18 protein-coding genes and 1 rRNA gene are annotated in these 16,061 nt (G+C 30.1%); 4 read left to right on the forward strand and 15 right to left on the reverse strand.

Annotated features, from left to right (window positions below; genetic code table 11):
• Positions 1-83 precede the first annotated feature (83 nt).
• Both LW893_RS07010 and LW893_RS07015 read right to left on the reverse strand, forming a co-directional pair.
• A complete protein-coding gene (locus LW893_RS07010) occupies positions 84-596 on the reverse strand; it encodes an HdeD family acid-resistance protein (protein WP_233056564.1) in 513 nt (170 codons plus the stop codon).
• A 113-nt stretch (positions 597-709) separates the two neighbouring features.
• Positions 710-1,222, reverse strand: coding sequence for a TetR/AcrR family transcriptional regulator (locus LW893_RS07015; protein WP_233056565.1), 513 nt, complete (start codon positions 1,220-1,222; stop codon positions 710-712).
• 211 nt (positions 1,223-1,433) lie between these two features.
• Between LW893_RS07015 and LW893_RS07020 the strand changes: the two genes are divergently transcribed.
• Positions 1,434-1,901 (forward strand): IS30 family transposase, encoded by a 468-nt coding sequence (locus tag LW893_RS07020; RefSeq protein ID WP_233056586.1) that lies wholly within the window; start codon positions 1,434-1,436, stop codon positions 1,899-1,901.
• A gap of 82 nt (positions 1,902-1,983) precedes the next feature.
• Here the strand turns inward: LW893_RS07020 and adhP are convergent, their stop codons facing one another.
• The 11 genes from adhP to LW893_RS07075 all read right to left on the reverse strand — a co-directional run bounded on the left by adhP (position 1,984) and on the right by LW893_RS07075 (position 11,905).
• Complete coding sequence (gene adhP, locus LW893_RS07025; protein ID WP_233056566.1) at positions 1,984-2,997, reverse strand: alcohol dehydrogenase AdhP; 1,014 nt, start codon at positions 2,995-2,997, stop codon at positions 1,984-1,986.
• Between the two features lie 236 nt (positions 2,998-3,233).
• Entirely contained in the window at positions 3,234-4,607 is a 1,374-nt protein-coding gene (locus LW893_RS07030; protein ID WP_233056567.1) for an aminopeptidase, read from the reverse strand.
• A 75-nt stretch (positions 4,608-4,682) separates the two neighbouring features.
• Positions 4,683-5,954: a DUF4097 family beta strand repeat-containing protein gene (locus tag LW893_RS07035; protein WP_233056568.1), complete on the reverse strand. Its 1,272-nt coding sequence runs from the start codon at positions 5,952-5,954 to the stop codon at positions 4,683-4,685.
• A complete protein-coding gene (locus tag LW893_RS07040; RefSeq protein WP_233056569.1) occupies positions 5,947-6,258 on the reverse strand; it encodes a PadR family transcriptional regulator in 312 nt (103 codons plus the stop codon). The genes LW893_RS07035 and LW893_RS07040 overlap by 8 nt, the downstream gene beginning before the upstream one ends.
• Positions 6,259-6,826: 568 nt before the next feature.
• A complete protein-coding gene (locus LW893_RS07045) occupies positions 6,827-7,744 on the reverse strand; it encodes a tRNA 2-thiocytidine biosynthesis TtcA family protein (RefSeq protein WP_233056570.1) in 918 nt (305 codons plus the stop codon).
• Between the two features lie 7 nt (positions 7,745-7,751).
• Positions 7,752-8,234 (reverse strand): 23S rRNA (pseudouridine(1915)-N(3))-methyltransferase RlmH, encoded by a 483-nt coding sequence (gene rlmH / locus LW893_RS07050; protein WP_233056571.1) that lies wholly within the window; start codon positions 8,232-8,234, stop codon positions 7,752-7,754.
• Between the two features lies 1 nt (position 8,235).
• Positions 8,236-9,024: an MBL fold metallo-hydrolase gene (locus LW893_RS07055; protein ID WP_233056572.1), complete on the reverse strand. Its 789-nt coding sequence runs from the start codon at positions 9,022-9,024 to the stop codon at positions 8,236-8,238.
• A gap of 182 nt (positions 9,025-9,206) precedes the next feature.
• Positions 9,207-9,431: a DUF3343 domain-containing protein gene (locus tag LW893_RS07060; RefSeq protein WP_233056573.1), complete on the reverse strand. Its 225-nt coding sequence runs from the start codon at positions 9,429-9,431 to the stop codon at positions 9,207-9,209.
• Positions 9,431-9,637: a sulfurtransferase TusA family protein gene (locus tag LW893_RS07065; protein ID WP_233056574.1), complete on the reverse strand. Its 207-nt coding sequence runs from the start codon at positions 9,635-9,637 to the stop codon at positions 9,431-9,433. Before LW893_RS07065 ends, LW893_RS07060 begins: the two co-directional genes overlap by 1 nt.
• A 17-nt stretch (positions 9,638-9,654) precedes the next feature.
• A complete protein-coding gene (gene yedE, locus LW893_RS07070; protein ID WP_233056575.1) occupies positions 9,655-10,758 on the reverse strand; it encodes a YedE family putative selenium transporter in 1,104 nt (367 codons plus the stop codon).
• A gap of 4 nt (positions 10,759-10,762) precedes the next feature.
• Positions 10,763-11,905, reverse strand: a complete 1,143-nt coding sequence (locus tag LW893_RS07075) for an aminotransferase class V-fold PLP-dependent enzyme (protein WP_233056576.1) — start codon at positions 11,903-11,905, stop codon at positions 10,763-10,765.
• Positions 11,906-12,410: 505 nt separating this feature from the next.
• On the opposite strand from LW893_RS07075, the gene LW893_RS07080 reads away from it, so the two are divergent.
• From LW893_RS07080 to pcp, 3 genes are read left to right on the forward strand one after another with little or no spacing between them, the layout of a single operon-like run.
• Positions 12,411-13,100 (forward strand): DUF969 domain-containing protein, encoded by a 690-nt coding sequence (locus LW893_RS07080; RefSeq protein ID WP_233056577.1) that lies wholly within the window; start codon positions 12,411-12,413, stop codon positions 13,098-13,100.
• A complete protein-coding gene (locus LW893_RS07085) occupies positions 13,081-14,082 on the forward strand; it encodes a DUF979 domain-containing protein (protein WP_233056578.1) in 1,002 nt (333 codons plus the stop codon). The genes LW893_RS07080 and LW893_RS07085 overlap by 20 nt, the downstream gene beginning before the upstream one ends.
• An 11-nt stretch (positions 14,083-14,093) precedes the next feature.
• On the forward strand, positions 14,094-14,735 hold the full coding sequence (gene pcp, locus LW893_RS07090) for a pyroglutamyl-peptidase I (protein WP_233056579.1): 642 nt from the start codon (positions 14,094-14,096) through the stop codon (positions 14,733-14,735).
• Between the two features lie 237 nt (positions 14,736-14,972).
• On the opposite strand, the gene LW893_RS07095 is transcribed toward pcp, so the two are convergent.
• Both LW893_RS07095 and rrf read right to left on the reverse strand, forming a co-directional pair.
• Complete coding sequence (locus tag LW893_RS07095) at positions 14,973-15,860, reverse strand: GNAT family N-acetyltransferase (protein WP_233056580.1); 888 nt, start codon at positions 15,858-15,860, stop codon at positions 14,973-14,975.
• 105 nt (positions 15,861-15,965) lie between these two features.
• Positions 15,966-16,061 (reverse strand): 5S ribosomal RNA (rrf, locus tag LW893_RS07100); the annotation flags it as partial.

Here is a 16,061-nt window from a genome sequence, read left to right on the forward strand (position 1 = left end):
CCAAAAAGGAGAGAACCAATTTGGTCCTCTCCAGGTTGTAACTTTTTATCAACCCACTACAGTTGATAAAGAGTCTTTTTTTCTTATTTAATCTTGAAAAATTGAGCAATAGCCACAATACCTTGATAAATAAAGACAAAGGCAATGTTGTAACTAATGAATATACTAGTCATCAATGGGTGTCCCATCATGATTAAACCTACTACGATTCCTAAAATCCCCATCCAAACTAGAGGATTACCTACCGATTTATCAATCTTACGAACCTTGAAACCAACGATAGTTTTTGTAATACCATTTGTTAAGGCCCAGATAGAAATGATATATGGTACAAAAAATACCATTTCAATAAAGCTACCTGAGAACAAAGTAAGAGCGAGGATAAGGGTAACAATTCCCCCAAATAAATTCCAGCCATGCTTTTCTTCTGATTTGAAGTATTGTACAATCTCAGAAATCCCTTGAACTACAAATACAAGCGCAAACAAGAAAGTCATGGAAGCCAAGCTAACAGCAGGATATGCAATCATATTAAAACCTGTCAAAACTGCAAAAATACCCGCGATTAATAACAACCATTTCCAATTTTTCGACATTATTTTTCTCCTTTCTTAGAGGACTCTTCCTCTAGTATTCCATAAATCATCATATCCAGTACTTGTGATAATTGACGTTCATATCCTGAAACCAAGTCAGGCAAACTGCTATCTTACGAAACAGTTAAATAATAGGAGCGAAACATATCCTGAATCAATCGCAGATAGGCCATAGCTCGCTTCTCATCAATATGCTCTTTCAGTTTGGATTCTGATATAAGTTTTTGACAAACTTGTTCATTCAAGTCCAAAAAGATAGCTTTCTGGGGTGCTATGTCTGCTTCCAATTCTTCTGGTGTCGCAATCATTGCCTCAAAGAAAATGTGGCTATGTTCTGGGTATTGCTGATAAAATTGGTGACATCTTTCCATATAATCAGCTAAAGAGGGCACTTGACCATCCACCCCTAGAAACACTGCCAAAGCTTTCTCAAAACTCTCCTGAATACAAGTTAGATAGAGGTATGATTTCCCTGAAAAATTATGATACAAAACTCCTTTGGAAATACCATCCACTTTACAAAGTTCATTGATTACAAAAACTTGATAGCCTTTTGTAGCAAATTCAAACAAAGCAGCTGTAATGATTTTCTCTCTTCGTAGTCTTGTTTTTTCTTCTTTTTTCATGTGTTCACCTCCACAATTGTAAATTATATACCCTTTAGTCTAAAATATTAATCAACTTTCTCAAAAATTTATCAAAATGTAAGAAAACAACTTACGATGATAACGCTAGTGGTGGCTTTTCAATGGATAAACTTGTTGTTCTAGTGACACTGAAATAAACTTGAACTTCTTTTCCAAAAACGTTAAACTTCTGTTCTTCTATCTTTAAAGAATAGATTATGGGCATTGGGAAGGAGACACAGTAGAATCTGTAAGATTTGACCTCAAGAGAAAAAGTAAATATTGTTTTTTAACATTAGTAGAAAGAAAATCAAGATATTGTAAGGTCATTTTACTACCAGATAGAACAGAAAAGAATGTTACAAGAGCGGTTATAGATGCTTTAGGAGATTTACCAAAAGAAATGGTAAAAACAATAACCTTTGATAGAGGAAAAGAATTTTCAGGATACTTGAAAATAGAAGAAAAATTAGAATGTAAAACATATTTTTGTGATCCATATTGTGCTTGGCAAAAAGGAACAAATGAAAATACAAATGGACTTCTAAGAGAATATTATCCAAAGGGGATGGATTTATCTCAAGTGAATGAAGAAGAATTAGAGTTAGTACAATCAAGGCTTAATAATAGACCTAGAAAATGTATAAATTTTAAAACACCTAACAAAGAATTGTTTTGAAACTTATATTAAATGTTGCACTTGACTTAACAATTTACCTACAAAAAAAGAGGCTTATGCCTCTTTTTTAATTCTTTATTTCTTACATTTTCATATCAATAACCATACGACCTGTAATTACTCCATCTTCCATTTCTTTGAAAATTGCTGGAGCATCTTCTATTGGACGTTTTTTAACAACTGGAACAACTAAACCTTCAGCACCAAATTGGAAAGCTTCTTCTAAGTCTTTTCTTGTTCCTACAAGAGAACCAATAATTTCAATACCGTCAAGAACAGTTTTAACAATAGATACGTCCATAGTTTCTGAAGGTAATCCAACAGCTACAACTATACCTGCTGCTCTAACAGAATCAATAGCTTGGTTGAAAGCTACTTTTGAAACTGCAGTAACAACTGCTGAATGACAACCACCTGTTTTTTCTTTAATTACTTCAACTGGATTTTCTTTAAGTCCATTAATAACAATATCAGCTCCACATTCTTTAGCAAGAGCAAGTTTATCGTCGTTAATATCTACAGCAACAACATGAGCATTAAAAACTTTTTTAGCATATTGAACTGCTAGGTTTCCAAGACCACCTGCACCGTATATAACAATCCATTGACCTGGTTTTAGTTTAGCAGCTTTTATAGCTGCATAGCAAGTTACACCTGCACAAGTAATACTACTTGCTTGAGCTGGATCTAGTCCATCAGGAACTTTAACAGCATAATCAGCAGTTACAATACATTGAGTTGCCATTGCACCGTCAACAGAATATCCTGCATTTTTAACAGTTCTACAAAGCGTTTCTTTTCCAGTATTACAGTATTCACAGTATCCACAACCTTCAAAGAACCATGCAACACTTACTCTATCGCCAACTTTTAAGGATTTAACACCTTCGCCAAGTTCTTTTACAATACCAATTCCTTCATGTCCTAATACACGTCCTGGAACTTTCCCAAAATCACCTTTTGCAACATGTAAGTCAGTATGACAAACACCGCAGTATTCAATGTCAATTAATGCTTCTCCATAACCTGGTTTTCTAATTTCTCTCTCAACTACTTCAACACCAGTACCTTCTTTGTTAACAACTACAGCCTTCATAAAAAACCTCCTTTAAGAATATTTAATAACTCAAAAATAATTAATAATTACAGAGTAATTATAAGGTTTTTGAATTATATCCTTTTACAAGCTTATTATAACTCTACAAAGAAATCTTGTCAAGTTATTTTAACAAAATAATTTAAAGATTTTTTTGACTATCGTAATTCTATTCAATAATATATACCAAGAGATAAAAAAACACCTACTAGATTAATATCTGTAGGTGTAATTTATTATAACATAAATGCCTTATATGCTTTGTAACTCATATAAATATCTACTTTACTTGTAACTTCATATGGTGAGTGCATACTTAATGTAGCAGGACCAGCATCTAAAACTTCTGCCCCATATTTTGCAAGAAGTAATGCGATTGTTCCGCCACCACCTTGGTCAACTTTACCAAGTTCTGCAGTTTGCCATACAACATTATGTTCTTTAAATACATTTCTAACTTCTGCTAAAAATTCAGCATTAGCATCGCTTGAACCAAATTTTCCACCACTTCCAGTATATTTGCAAATTGAAATACCTGAGCCTATTACAGCTGCATTCATTGATTCACAAACTTCAGGGAAATCAGGATCTAATCCTGCTGCAACGTCAGCTGATAATACTTTTGAATTTTTTAATGAACGATTAACTTTAAGTTGGCAAAAATCTCCTTCTAAATTAACAAGTTCAGTCATTGTATTTTCCCAGAAATATGAAGCCATACCTGTATTACCCATTGAACCAATTTCTTCTTTGTCCATGAATAATCCACAAGCTGTTCTCTTTGGATTTTCGATTTCAAAAATAGCACGCATTGTTGTGAAAGCACAAACTCTATCATCTTGACCATATCCGATAACCATTGATCTATCAAGTCCTAAGTCTCTAGCTTCTCCAGCAGGTACGATTTCTAGTTCAGCAACTCTGAAATCTTCTTCTTCAAAATTATATTTTTCTTTTATTAATTTTAGAATGTTTTCTTTAACAGCATCTTTTTCAGTATCTTTTAAAGGAATATTTCCTATAAGGATATTCATTTGTTCTCCAACAAGAGCTTCACGAGCTGTTTTTGCCATTTGATTTTTAGATAAGTGAATTAATAAGTCTGTTACACAAAATACTGGATCATCCTTATCTTCACCAATGTGTACTTCTATTTTTTCTCCAGCTGAATTATAGATAACTCCATGAATTGCTAGAGGGATTGTAGCATATTGATATAATTTAACTCCACCATAGTAGTGAGTTTTCATTTTTGTTAAATTATTTGCTTCATACAAAGGATTTTGTTTAACATCTAAACGTGGGCTATCAATATGTGCTCCAACAATATTTAATCCATTTTCTAATGGTTCAGTTCCCATTACAAATAAAGCTACTGATTTATTTTTATGGTTTAAATAGAATTTATCTCCTGCTTTGAATTTTTCTCCAGACTTAAAAAGTTCTTCTAAATCTCTAAATCCATGTTCTTTAGCTTGACGGATAATTTCTGAACATGCAAGTCTTTCAGTTTTTGAAACTGATAAAAACTTTTTGTAGTCTTCTGAAAAACTAAAAACTAAATCTTTTTCTGCATCTTCAATTTGTAACCATGCACTTTTATTTAACATAACCTTCCTCCTAATATAAAAATTTCAACAAGACAATTATAACATAAATATATTTTTAATTAAAGAACTAGCAATCTATCTTATAGTAACTTTTCCCGCTTGACATTCAATCCTCATATTAACATCTGAATTTCTGTTTTTTCTTCCTTGTTTTCCAAATCCCATAAAAGATTCCCCAAAAATTCTAACACTTCCCATGCCAACATTATACTCGTATTCAATCTCTCCATACATTTTTTCAACATCAAGTGTAGCATTCCCTGCATTTACATTAAGTTCAAACATATCTTCGTATTCAACTTCTCCTTTAACATTTCCTGCATTTACTTCAACACCGAAGTTTTTAACTTCAAGATTGTTTATATTTACATTTCCTGCATTTACTTGTAAATTGAAGTTTTCAAGTTCCAATCCGTTGATTTTGAGATTTGTAGCATTTATTTCTCCTGAAATTGAAATATCCTCTGGAACATAAATAGTAAGATAAGAATCTTTAATAAAATCACTATCAACTATTATTCCATTATCATCAACATGACCAACTAAACCCCTATTATAAATTTTTAGTTTGTTTTTATTTTTCTCACAATATAATTTAGTTCTTTTTAATTTTTTTGATTTCACTCTTACCAATTCATCTTCACTTATTTCAAATTTCACACTTAAAGCATTTAAATCAATTTCTATATTATCAATACCCTCAAAAAAAGTATCCATATTTTCATTTGAATAGTCCATTTCGTCCTCCTCATAAATTTCATAATCTTCATCTTTACTAGATCGATAATTAACTCTAACATATTTTTTTGTATATTTATCTGGATTTTTAGAAATATCCTTAATCAACATTTTATATAGTCCTTTTATCAACCATACAAAAATATACAATAAAATAATAAATCCTATAATCTTCACGCCCCAAGCAAGAACTGACTCTAAACTAAAAATAATTGAAAACGGCAAAGTAATTAAAGAAATTATTAATCTCACAACCAAATATGCAATCCAAAACACCAAGAAAAGACTACAAATTACAAAAATTGGAACTAATAATGGTAATATTGGAAAAGATAAAATTCCAAGCCCAAAAAGAGAGAACTTTTTCCAAAAGCTTCCATTTTTCTTTCCATTTCTTTCATTTCTCTCTTCTTCTATTTCAATATCTTCTGCTAAAATTTCCATAGCAATTTTTCTTGGATTTCCAAAACTTTTAGGAACTTCATCATCAAGACCTATTCCTTGTTCATCAAACATTTCATTATAAAAATTCTCTACATTCTGTCTTTCTGTACTAGATATATTTTTTAGATAAGACATAAGTTTTCGCATAAAAGTTCTTCTATTCATCATTACCTCCAACAATTTGATTTACATGCTTAACATATATATTCCATTTTTCTTTATTAAAATTTAAAACATCTCGACCTGCCCCGGTTATACGATAATATCTTCTGTTCCTACCATCAAAAGCGACATCATAACTTTCCAAGAGACCGTTTTTTAAAAGCCTTCTCAAAACAGGATAGAGAGTTGACTCTGAAATTTCAATGGTAGCCATAAGTTTCTGAGTAATTTCATAACCATAGGTGTCACTTCTGTTAACTATTGCCAAAACACAAAAGTCTAGTATTTCTCCTTGAATCGAAAACATAACTACTCCTTTCATAATTATTATTAAGTTACATATATTATACAACGTATAATATCATATGTCAACAAGATATAGTAATTTTATATAATTTTTATATTTCTTTCAGAAATATTATTGTTTGTAAACAAACAATAATTGAGATCTTTCGACTCCGTTACACTGCGCTCAAGATGACGTGTTGGTGGCTTTTCTTTGCAAAGTAATATGACGTGAACTATTTTTTTATACAACATATTTATAATTACCTTTTATTAAATTGTTTTTTTTTTCTGATATTTATACTTTTAAGTATTTTTTGAAGTTTGTTTACTACTAACGTCTAGCACTTAAACTTTGATATTCTCCTATACGTCATCTCGAGCGTAGTGAATCTAGCCCTAACTTTGCTTGTTTACAAGCAATAGTAGGTCTGACGCAAAGATTGTTCAAATCTTTGATTTGAATACAATCGACTGTGGAAATCTCACACTTTTGTTTGCAACAAAAGTGAATGTATCGAAGATACATTAAAAATTCACATAAAAAAACAGCGAATTAAAAAATTCACTGTTTAAATACTTTTATTTAATTAATCATAAAATGGATTGTCGTTTTCGTATTTTTCGTTGAAATCGACTTTACGTCCATTAATTTCATATCCCAATAGTAAGTTGATATTTACATTTTCAGCTGCTCTAAAAATTGAACTATCTACATTTTTAAAGTCTTTTTTCAAATTTTCAATTAAGTCTTTTATCTGATATCTTTTATTTCCAATTTTTTTAGCCGCAACCATACAAGCACAGTTTAAAGGCATAAGTCCCGTTGACTTCATCCATCTTATTATATATTCTTCTTCTATAAGATATAATGGTCTTATTATTTCCATATCTTCAAAGTTTTTCGCTTTTAGTTTAGGCGGCATTGTCTTAAAACTTCCTGCACATAATAAGTTTAGCATTGTAGTTTCAATAACATCATTAAAATGATGACCTAATGCCAATTTATTACAACCAAGTTCTTTAGCTTTTGCATAGAGTGACCCTCTTCTCATTCTTGCACACATATAGCAGGGATAATCTCCTGCAATTTTATCTGCAACTGCAAAAATATCTGCTGGATAGTATGTAAGAGGAATTTCAAGATATTTTGCATTTTCTAAAAGTAACTCTTTTATGGACGGATGATAACCCGGATCCATTGCTATAAATTCAAGTTCAAAATTATCTTTTCCATTCTTTTTAAGCTCTTGAAAGAGTTTTGCCATTATCAAGCTATCTTTTCCCCCTGAAATCGCAACTGCAATCTTATCTCCATCTTCTATTAAATTATATTCTTTAATCGCCTTAACAAATTTTGACCATACATTTTTTCTATATCTCTTAATCAACGACCTTTCAATATCTTTTAAATCAGCTCTTTCATTTTCAGGAAAAAGAACAGGACAAGTCGCCTGTAAATTATTCTCTCTATTTTCCATTATATCTTTTATTTCCTTATTTTCCATATTTCTCCTATTTATGATATATTTGATTATTCATAATTTTAAAAGCTCTGTAAATTTGTTCCAATAAAACGACTCTAAATAGTTGGTGTGGGAGTGTGAATTTTGAAAAAGAGAGTTTAAAATTACTTCTTTGTTTTATTTCATCTCCAAGTCCGAAACTTCCACCAATCACGAAAATAAATTTCGAATTTCCGTCATTCATTTTTTCCTCTAAAAATTTCGAAAAATCTTCACTATCTATTGATTTTCCTAGAATTTCAAGAGTTATTACAAAATCAGAATCAGAAATTTTTCCTAGAATTCTTCCCTCTTCTTTTTTTAATACATTTTCAATTTCCAATTTACTTGGTGTTTGTGTCATAATTTTTTCTTCAGGAATTTCTATTATTTCTATTTTTGAAAAGGCAGAAATTCTTTTTTTATACTCTTCACAAGCATCTTTAAAAAACTTTTCAGAGAGCTTTCCAACACATAAAATTTTAATATTCATATTACACTTCCGTTATACTGCTATTGTCAAATCTCTTTGCAACTTCTAAATTTGTATATTGTATTAGATTTTCTTTATTTAGTATTCCAAAAACTTCGTCATAAGCAAGTTTTTCTTCATTATTTGTTTCACTTAAATGACCAAGATATACTTTTTTACATTTATCAGTTACAACTTCTGATAATACATTTCCACTTGTAACATTTGAAATATGTCCAAAATCTCCTAATATTCTCTGTTTTAAATTATAATCATAAGGACCATTCTTAAGCATATCTAAATCATGATTTGCTTCAAAATAAAAAATCTTTGAACCTTTAATTTTATCTTTCATATGATTTGTAATTATTCCTGTATCAGTCAAAAGACTAACTTTTCCATAGTCAGTATTAAATACAAATCCCATTCCTCTAGCACAATCATGTGAAATTTCTAAGGTATATAAATCAAAAAGAGAAAATCTGTGCTTCTTTTCAGTGCCGATAACAACAATATTTTCATCTTTAATTTTACCTAATTTTGATGCTCCAGCTCTTAAAGTTTCAACATTACTACAAATCTTAATATCATAACGTCTAGAAAGAACTCCCGCTCCTCTAATATGGTCAATATGTTCATGAGTTAAAAATATTAAATCAATTGTACTTGGATCAATTCCTAAAATTTTAAGATTGCTTTCAATTTTCTTTCCACTAAAACCCGCATCTATTAAATATCTTCTATTATCAACTTCTAAAAAGCAACAATTTCCATCACTTCCACTAAAAAGCGGACAAAATCTTAAGCCCATACTTCCTCCATTCATACAAGCTTTATTTTAACATATTTTTGACAAAAAATCCAAAATTTTACATAAAAAAACTCATAATTATTTCAGTAAATGATTTATTTTTTAATCAAAAAAGTCATCTTGAATTCCAAGATGACTTTTATAAAGTTTTTAGATATTAAATTATAAAAAAATATTCATTTTTATAATTCCTTACATTCTTCCCATTCTATATCTTCTGTTTTTAAAAGTTCTAATATTTGATCTTTAAGCTCTGGACTACATTCCCATGCAATTCCACATCCTGCTGATAGAACTCTTGGAACTGGTACAAGTTTTCCTTGAATATTATTTTCTTTACATGCACTTTCAGTTGCCATTGCCTCTGCAGAAGTATAAAATGTTATATACAGCTTAGTTTCTTTCATTATTCAACCGTTATTTCATAGTCTAAGTCAACTTCTTTTACAGAAACTTTTTTACCTTGACTAGTTGCATAATGAGTAATATTTTTTACTACATGAGCTTCGCTAGCTAATACTTTGTATGTTTCTTCTTTATTTTCTTTAAGAGCATCTTGTAAAATTAAAACTGGTTCTGGACAAGATAATCCTCTAACGTCTAATTCTTTCATATCAATCTCCTTAAATCTTATCTAGTTTTTTCTTTCTTTAATCCTAAGAAAGCTATGATAAATAAAACAAATATTGAAGCAACAACAAATATTTGTCCATTTAATCCTGGACCACCTGCTGCAGCCTTAATTCCTTTTGCTGCATTTTCAACTGCTGCTGAACCACCAGCTAATTTAAAGTTATGAGCTAAAGCTGCTCCAACAAACATTCCTAGAACTGTGATAACTGAATCTGATGATCCTGTTCCAGCAAGAACTAATTGTCTTAAAGGACAACCACCAAGTAATACAGCACAGAATCCTACTGCATACATTGATAAGATATTCCAAACTGTTTGAGCATGAGCTATCGGACCAAAAGGAACGAATTTAAAGTTGTTTGTTGCTAAATTATAAACTAACATAACTATAAAAATACCACTAACTACTGAGAATAATCTAAAATCTTTTAGTAAGATAATATCTCTTATTGAACCAGCAAAACACATTCTACTTTTTTGAGCAATTACACCAAATAAAAGACCTACTCCAAGTGAAGCATACCAAATTGCATGAACACTTCCTGGACCTTTTTGGCTAAATGCATAAAGTGAAGGAACTGCTATAACTAAAGCAAATAGAACTGCTACAACTAATGGGAAAGCATACCCATTTTCTTTTTTGGTTGTATAAGCTCTTCCTAAACTGAAGCCTTTTCTTAAGAAATAAGCACCAGTAGCAATACCTGCAACAAATCCTACAAGTCCTACATATGCACTAATATCTCCTGCTGACATTCTTAAGATCATTCTTAAAGGACATCCTAAGAATACTAGAGCACATACCATCATTATTACACCTAAGAAAAATCTTATAACTGGTGAAGAACCAGCTGTTGATCTGTATTCTTTAGTGAATATTGAAATTAAAAATGAACCAATAATAATTCCTACAATTTCTGGTCTAAAATATTGAACCACTTCCGCATTGTGGAACTTCATAGCTCCTGCAGTATCTCTGATAAAACAAGCTATACAGAAAGCCATATTTTTTGGATTGCCTAAATATGCAAGTAATGCTGCTCCCAAACCTGCAATAATGCCTAATGTAAACAATCCTTTTTTTGTGTTAAAAAAACGCATATGATTACCTCCTATCATCAATAATTTTTTTAATCGCGTTTATAGCAAGCTCAATCTCTTCATCAGAATTTGAATGAGAAAAGCTAAATCTAACCATACCTTGTTTAACAGTCCCTAGCGCTTTATGTATAAGAGGTGCACAATGAGCTCCTGGTCTTGTTGAAATTTTAAACTCTTCATATAACATACTACTTACTTCTGAAGAATCCATATCTGAAATATTTAAAGAAACTATTGGCGCTCTATATTCTGTTTCAAAATCTCCATAAATTTTTACTTCCGGTAATTTACTTACTCCATCATAAAATTTTCTTGAAAGCTCCAATGCTCTTTTCGTTAAATTTTCCATCTTATTTCTTAAAATATATTCAATAGATACATGTAATCCTGCAATTCCATGTGCATTTAGTGTTCCAGCTTCAAGTCTTGTAGGCATTTTATCAGGTTGAAACTCATCATAGCTATGAGTTCCGCTACCTCCAACAATTAGAGGTCTTATGTAAATTTCTTCTCTAACGCAAAGCACACCAACTCCCTGAGGTGCAAGCATAGATTTATGTCCTGTAAAGCAAAGTACATCAATATTCATTTCTTTCATATCAATATTGAAAGCTCCAGCAGTTTGTGATGCATCAACAACAAAAATAAGATTATTTTCTCTACAAAAATCTCCAACTTTTCTTATATCAGTTATATTACCTGTAACATTTGATGCATGTGTTAAAACTATCCCCTTTGTATTTGCTTTTACTAATTTTGAAAGCTCATCTAAATTAAGAACTCCATTTTCAAATACATTTATATAACTTACTTCTGCTCCCTTTGCTCTTAAATAATTAATTGGTCTTAAAACTGAATTATGTTCGGCAACGGAAGTTATTATATGATCTTTTTCTGAAAACAATCCATTAATTGCAATATTTAAACTTTCTGTAGCATTTTTTGTGAAAACTACTTGACGAGAATTACCAACATTAAACATTTTTGCTAATTTCTTTCTTGTATCAAAAACAACTCTATCAGCACTTAGACTCTCTTCATAAACTCCTCGAGAGGAATTTCCAAAGGTTTTTAGTGCATCAATAACTGCATCAATAACTTCAGCCGGTTTATTTTTTGTAGTAGCTGCATTATCAAAATAAATCATAAATCCTCCTTCGCAAAATAGAAATTTATGCTTATAATTAAATATAAACACCACAAAACGCATAAAAACTCATTTATCTATATTTATAAATCAAAAGCCTTTATGCTGTAATAGCAATATATTCACCACATAACGTAAATATATTACTATTATACATGAATGTAATAATATTGTCAAATTTTATGCGTATTTCGGAAAAAATATCTATATAAATTATATTTTCTTATTAATAAAAAAGAATTTGAATAATATATTTAAAACTTGTTTAAAACAGCTAATTTTATCTGCTATTTTTTTATTTTGTAACAAGAAATTTATAGAAATTTTTTATTAATATTTATGTTAATATATTGCAAAATACAGCTATATAGCTATTTAAAAAGATCTTAATTTATGGTATACTATATGTGATTACTTATACATACTTAAGAATTTGTTATTTTTTGTACAAAGAAAGTTCTTTTTTTGAAAATAGGTAATAAAAATAAATTTATAGGAGGAATATATGCAAAATTATTTAGTTTTAATCGGTATTGTAATTATTGTTGTTGGTTTTGTACTTAAACTTGATGTAATTTCTGTTGTATTAATTTCAGGTGTTGCAACAGGTCTTGCCGGTGGAAAAGGAATTGTAGAAATTTTGGATATTATTGGTAAAGGATTTATCGAAAATAGATATATGAGTTTATTCTTTACAACACTTGTAGTTATAGGTATCATGGAAAGATACGGTCTTAAAGAAAAAGCTGCAGACGGAATTAAGAAAATCAAAGGTGCTAGCGCTGGTTTAGTTATCTGGTTATACTTATTCATTCGTTGGTTAGCGGCTATTTTCTCTTTACGTCTAGGTGGTCATGTACAATTTGTTAGACCTTTAATTTTACCTATGGCTGAGGGAGCTGCAACTAAGACTGTAGATCTTACAGAAACTAAACTTGAAGATTTAAAAGCGTTAGCTGGAGCTGTAGAAAACTATGGTAACTTCTTCGGACAAAATGTATTCCCTGTTGCATCAGGTGTATTACTTATCGCATCTACACTTAATGATAAGGGATATAATGTAACTGGAGCTCAAATTGCTTACTATTCATTATTTGCAGGTATTGCAATGATTTTATTATCAGTTGTACAATGCTTCTTATTTGAAATTAAACTTAGAAAGGTTGGTGAAAAAGATGCTAAATTGGATAAATAGTAATAAATTTTTTATTGACGAATTTATGTATATTCTTTGTGGATTAATTTCAATTTTAACAGCTTTTAGAGGTTTGAAAAATAAGGAAGCAAGAATTGGTACATTCTTATTTTGGTTTTTAGTTGGTATAATATTCGCTTGTGGTGGATTCTTAGTTAAATACTTACCAGAATCTGGTGGAGCTATCGTTGGAGCTTTACTTGTTATTTGTGGTATTTTAACTCTTACAAATCAAGTTAAAATTGGAGAATTTAATCCACCTACTGACGAAGAAAGAAGAAAGAATGCTGACAAAATTGGCTGGAAAATATTTATTCCTGCATTAGTAATGGCTGGACTTGGATTCTTTATGTCACAAGTTAGATCATTCAATATAGTTATTGGAACTGATGCAAAAGGTAAAAATATTATTTTTGGATTTACAACTGCTCAAGTTCTTGGAGTTTCTTCATTAATAGCTTTAATTCTTGTAGTTCTTATAACTAAAGCAAAACTTAAAGATACAAAAGAAGATACAACAAGACTTTTAATGCACGTTGGAGCTTCAAGCTTATTACCACAACTTTTAGGTGCTTTAGGTATCGTATTTGAAGCAGCTGGTGTTGGTAATATAATTGGAGAACTTGCTGGTGGTGTTGTAGGTGGCGGCGGAAGAGTTGCCGGTGTTGTAGCTTACTGTTTAGGAATGGTAATCTTTACTATGATTATGGGTAACGCATTTGCTGCATTTACTGTAATAACAATTGGTATAGGTATTCCATTTGTAATCGCTCAAGGCGGAAACCCTGCTGTAGTTGGTGCCCTAGGTATGACTTGTGGGTACTGTGGTACATTATTAACTCCAATGGCTGCAAACTTCAATATAGTTCCTGCTGCAATATTAGAAAATAAGGATAAATATGCAATAATCAAGAAACAGGCCCCAATGGCTCTTGCAATGATTTTAGTTCATATCGTACTTATGTTAGTAATGGCATTTTAGGAGATGATTAAATGAAAATATTAGTTAGTGGATTTGATCCATTTGGTGGAGAAAAAGTTAATCCTGCAATTGAATCTGTAAAATTATTACCAGATGAAATTAAAGGAGCTCAAATTATTAAATTAGAAATTCCAACTGTTGCTAGAAAGAGTCTAAAAAGACTTGAAGAAGTTATAGAAGCTGAAAAACCAGATGTTGTTATAAATGTTGGACAAGCTGGCGGAAGACCTGATATAACTGTTGAAAGAGTTGGAATTAATATGGATGATTTCAGAATTAAAGATAATGAAGGAAATCAACCAATAGACGAAAAAATAGCTGAAGATGGTCCAGATGCTTATCTTGTTACTATCCCTATCAAAGCTATGGTACAAAAAATGATTGACAATAAAATTCCTGCATCTGTTTCAAACACAGCTGGAACATTCGTTTGTAACCATGTTTGCTACGGAATGGCACATCTTGCAAAGACAAAATATCCGAATATGAGAACAGGATTTATCCATATTCCATTTTTACCGGAACAAGTTGTGGATAAGAGAAATATGCCATCAATGCCTTTAGAAATGATTGCAAAAGGATTAGAATATGCAATCGAAGCTATCGTTGAAAACAAAGAAGATATCAAGGTAGAAGGCGGAGCAACTCATTAGTATATAACAAAAGGTTAGAGTTTTTTAATTCTCTAACCTTTTTTTCGTTTAAAATAGTATAATATTTTTATATAAGTCCTTTACAGGACTTACTATTATTTGCAAACAAATAATAGTAGTGAGATCTCTCGACTTCGCTCGAGATGACGTGTTGAGAGAATTCTTATAGTAAGTACTATGACGTGAACTTGTTTTATTATACATATAATACCTTTTACAATTTTTTATACATTAAACTCACACTACTTTTTTATCATAAGCAAGTCTTTCAAGTTTTCCTTGTAAAACCACTTCTCCAGCATATTTATAACCACAAGATATAATAAAATTCTTCATCTTTATATTGTCCTTATGTGTATCAATTCTTAAATCAGATTTCTTTCTTAATGCAAAATTTTCAACATAACACATCATCTTTTTTGCAAAATATTGCTTTTTGTACGCATTTGAAGTTGCTACCTTATGAATACTAATATAAGGGATAGAAGTATTCCATTTTCCTTTTATATTTTCATAATCTTCATCTATACCTTCAACCAAACATGCAGTAGATACAACTCTTTTATGATACTCTAAAACATATAAATCAATTCCTAAATGTTCATCAATATCTTTAAAACTTGGAACATACTCATCTTGCCATTGATCAACTCCATCCTCTTTTAATGCATTTGAGCCTTCAATATATATTTCTAAAATACTTTCTCTATCTGATTCATTGGCAATTCTAAATGTTAAAATTTCATATTTTAAATTTAAAGAAATTAAATACGAAAAAATAAATATACTAATAATCAAAAGTGTAAACAGAATTCCTATAAAATATTTAATATTAATTTCAAACAACGAATCAAAAAATATATACACAAATAAGAAATCAAATTCAAAATTTATTATACTCAAAATTTTAAATAAATTTTTATAAAATTTATCTGAAATTGTATAACTTATAGAATTAATATAATTAAATCCAATTTTAAAAGCATATTCAATTAATAATAAAACAACAAGTAAAATATAATCTCTAATAGATGCTTTAAATATAAGACAAAACATAAACATTATAACTAAAATAATTAATTTAACATAATCAATCAAATTCTTTTTCATAAAGTATGAATTCATTAAAAACCCTCTTTCTAAATATATAATACATTAATTATATATTAAATACTTTTCTTATACAATAATACACAACAAAAAAATCACTCTTTCGAGTGATTTTAATTTGTTTGGCTGTTTTCTATTCTCCCAGTACGAGATGTACTAGTACCTTCGACGTTTAGGAGCTTAACTTCTGTGTTCGAGATGGGAACAGGTGTATCC

Origin of the sequence: Parvimonas micra, assembly GCF_021300775.1 — a bacterium.
In the GTDB taxonomy this organism is placed as follows: Bacteria; Bacillota; Clostridia; order Tissierellales; family Peptoniphilaceae; genus Parvimonas.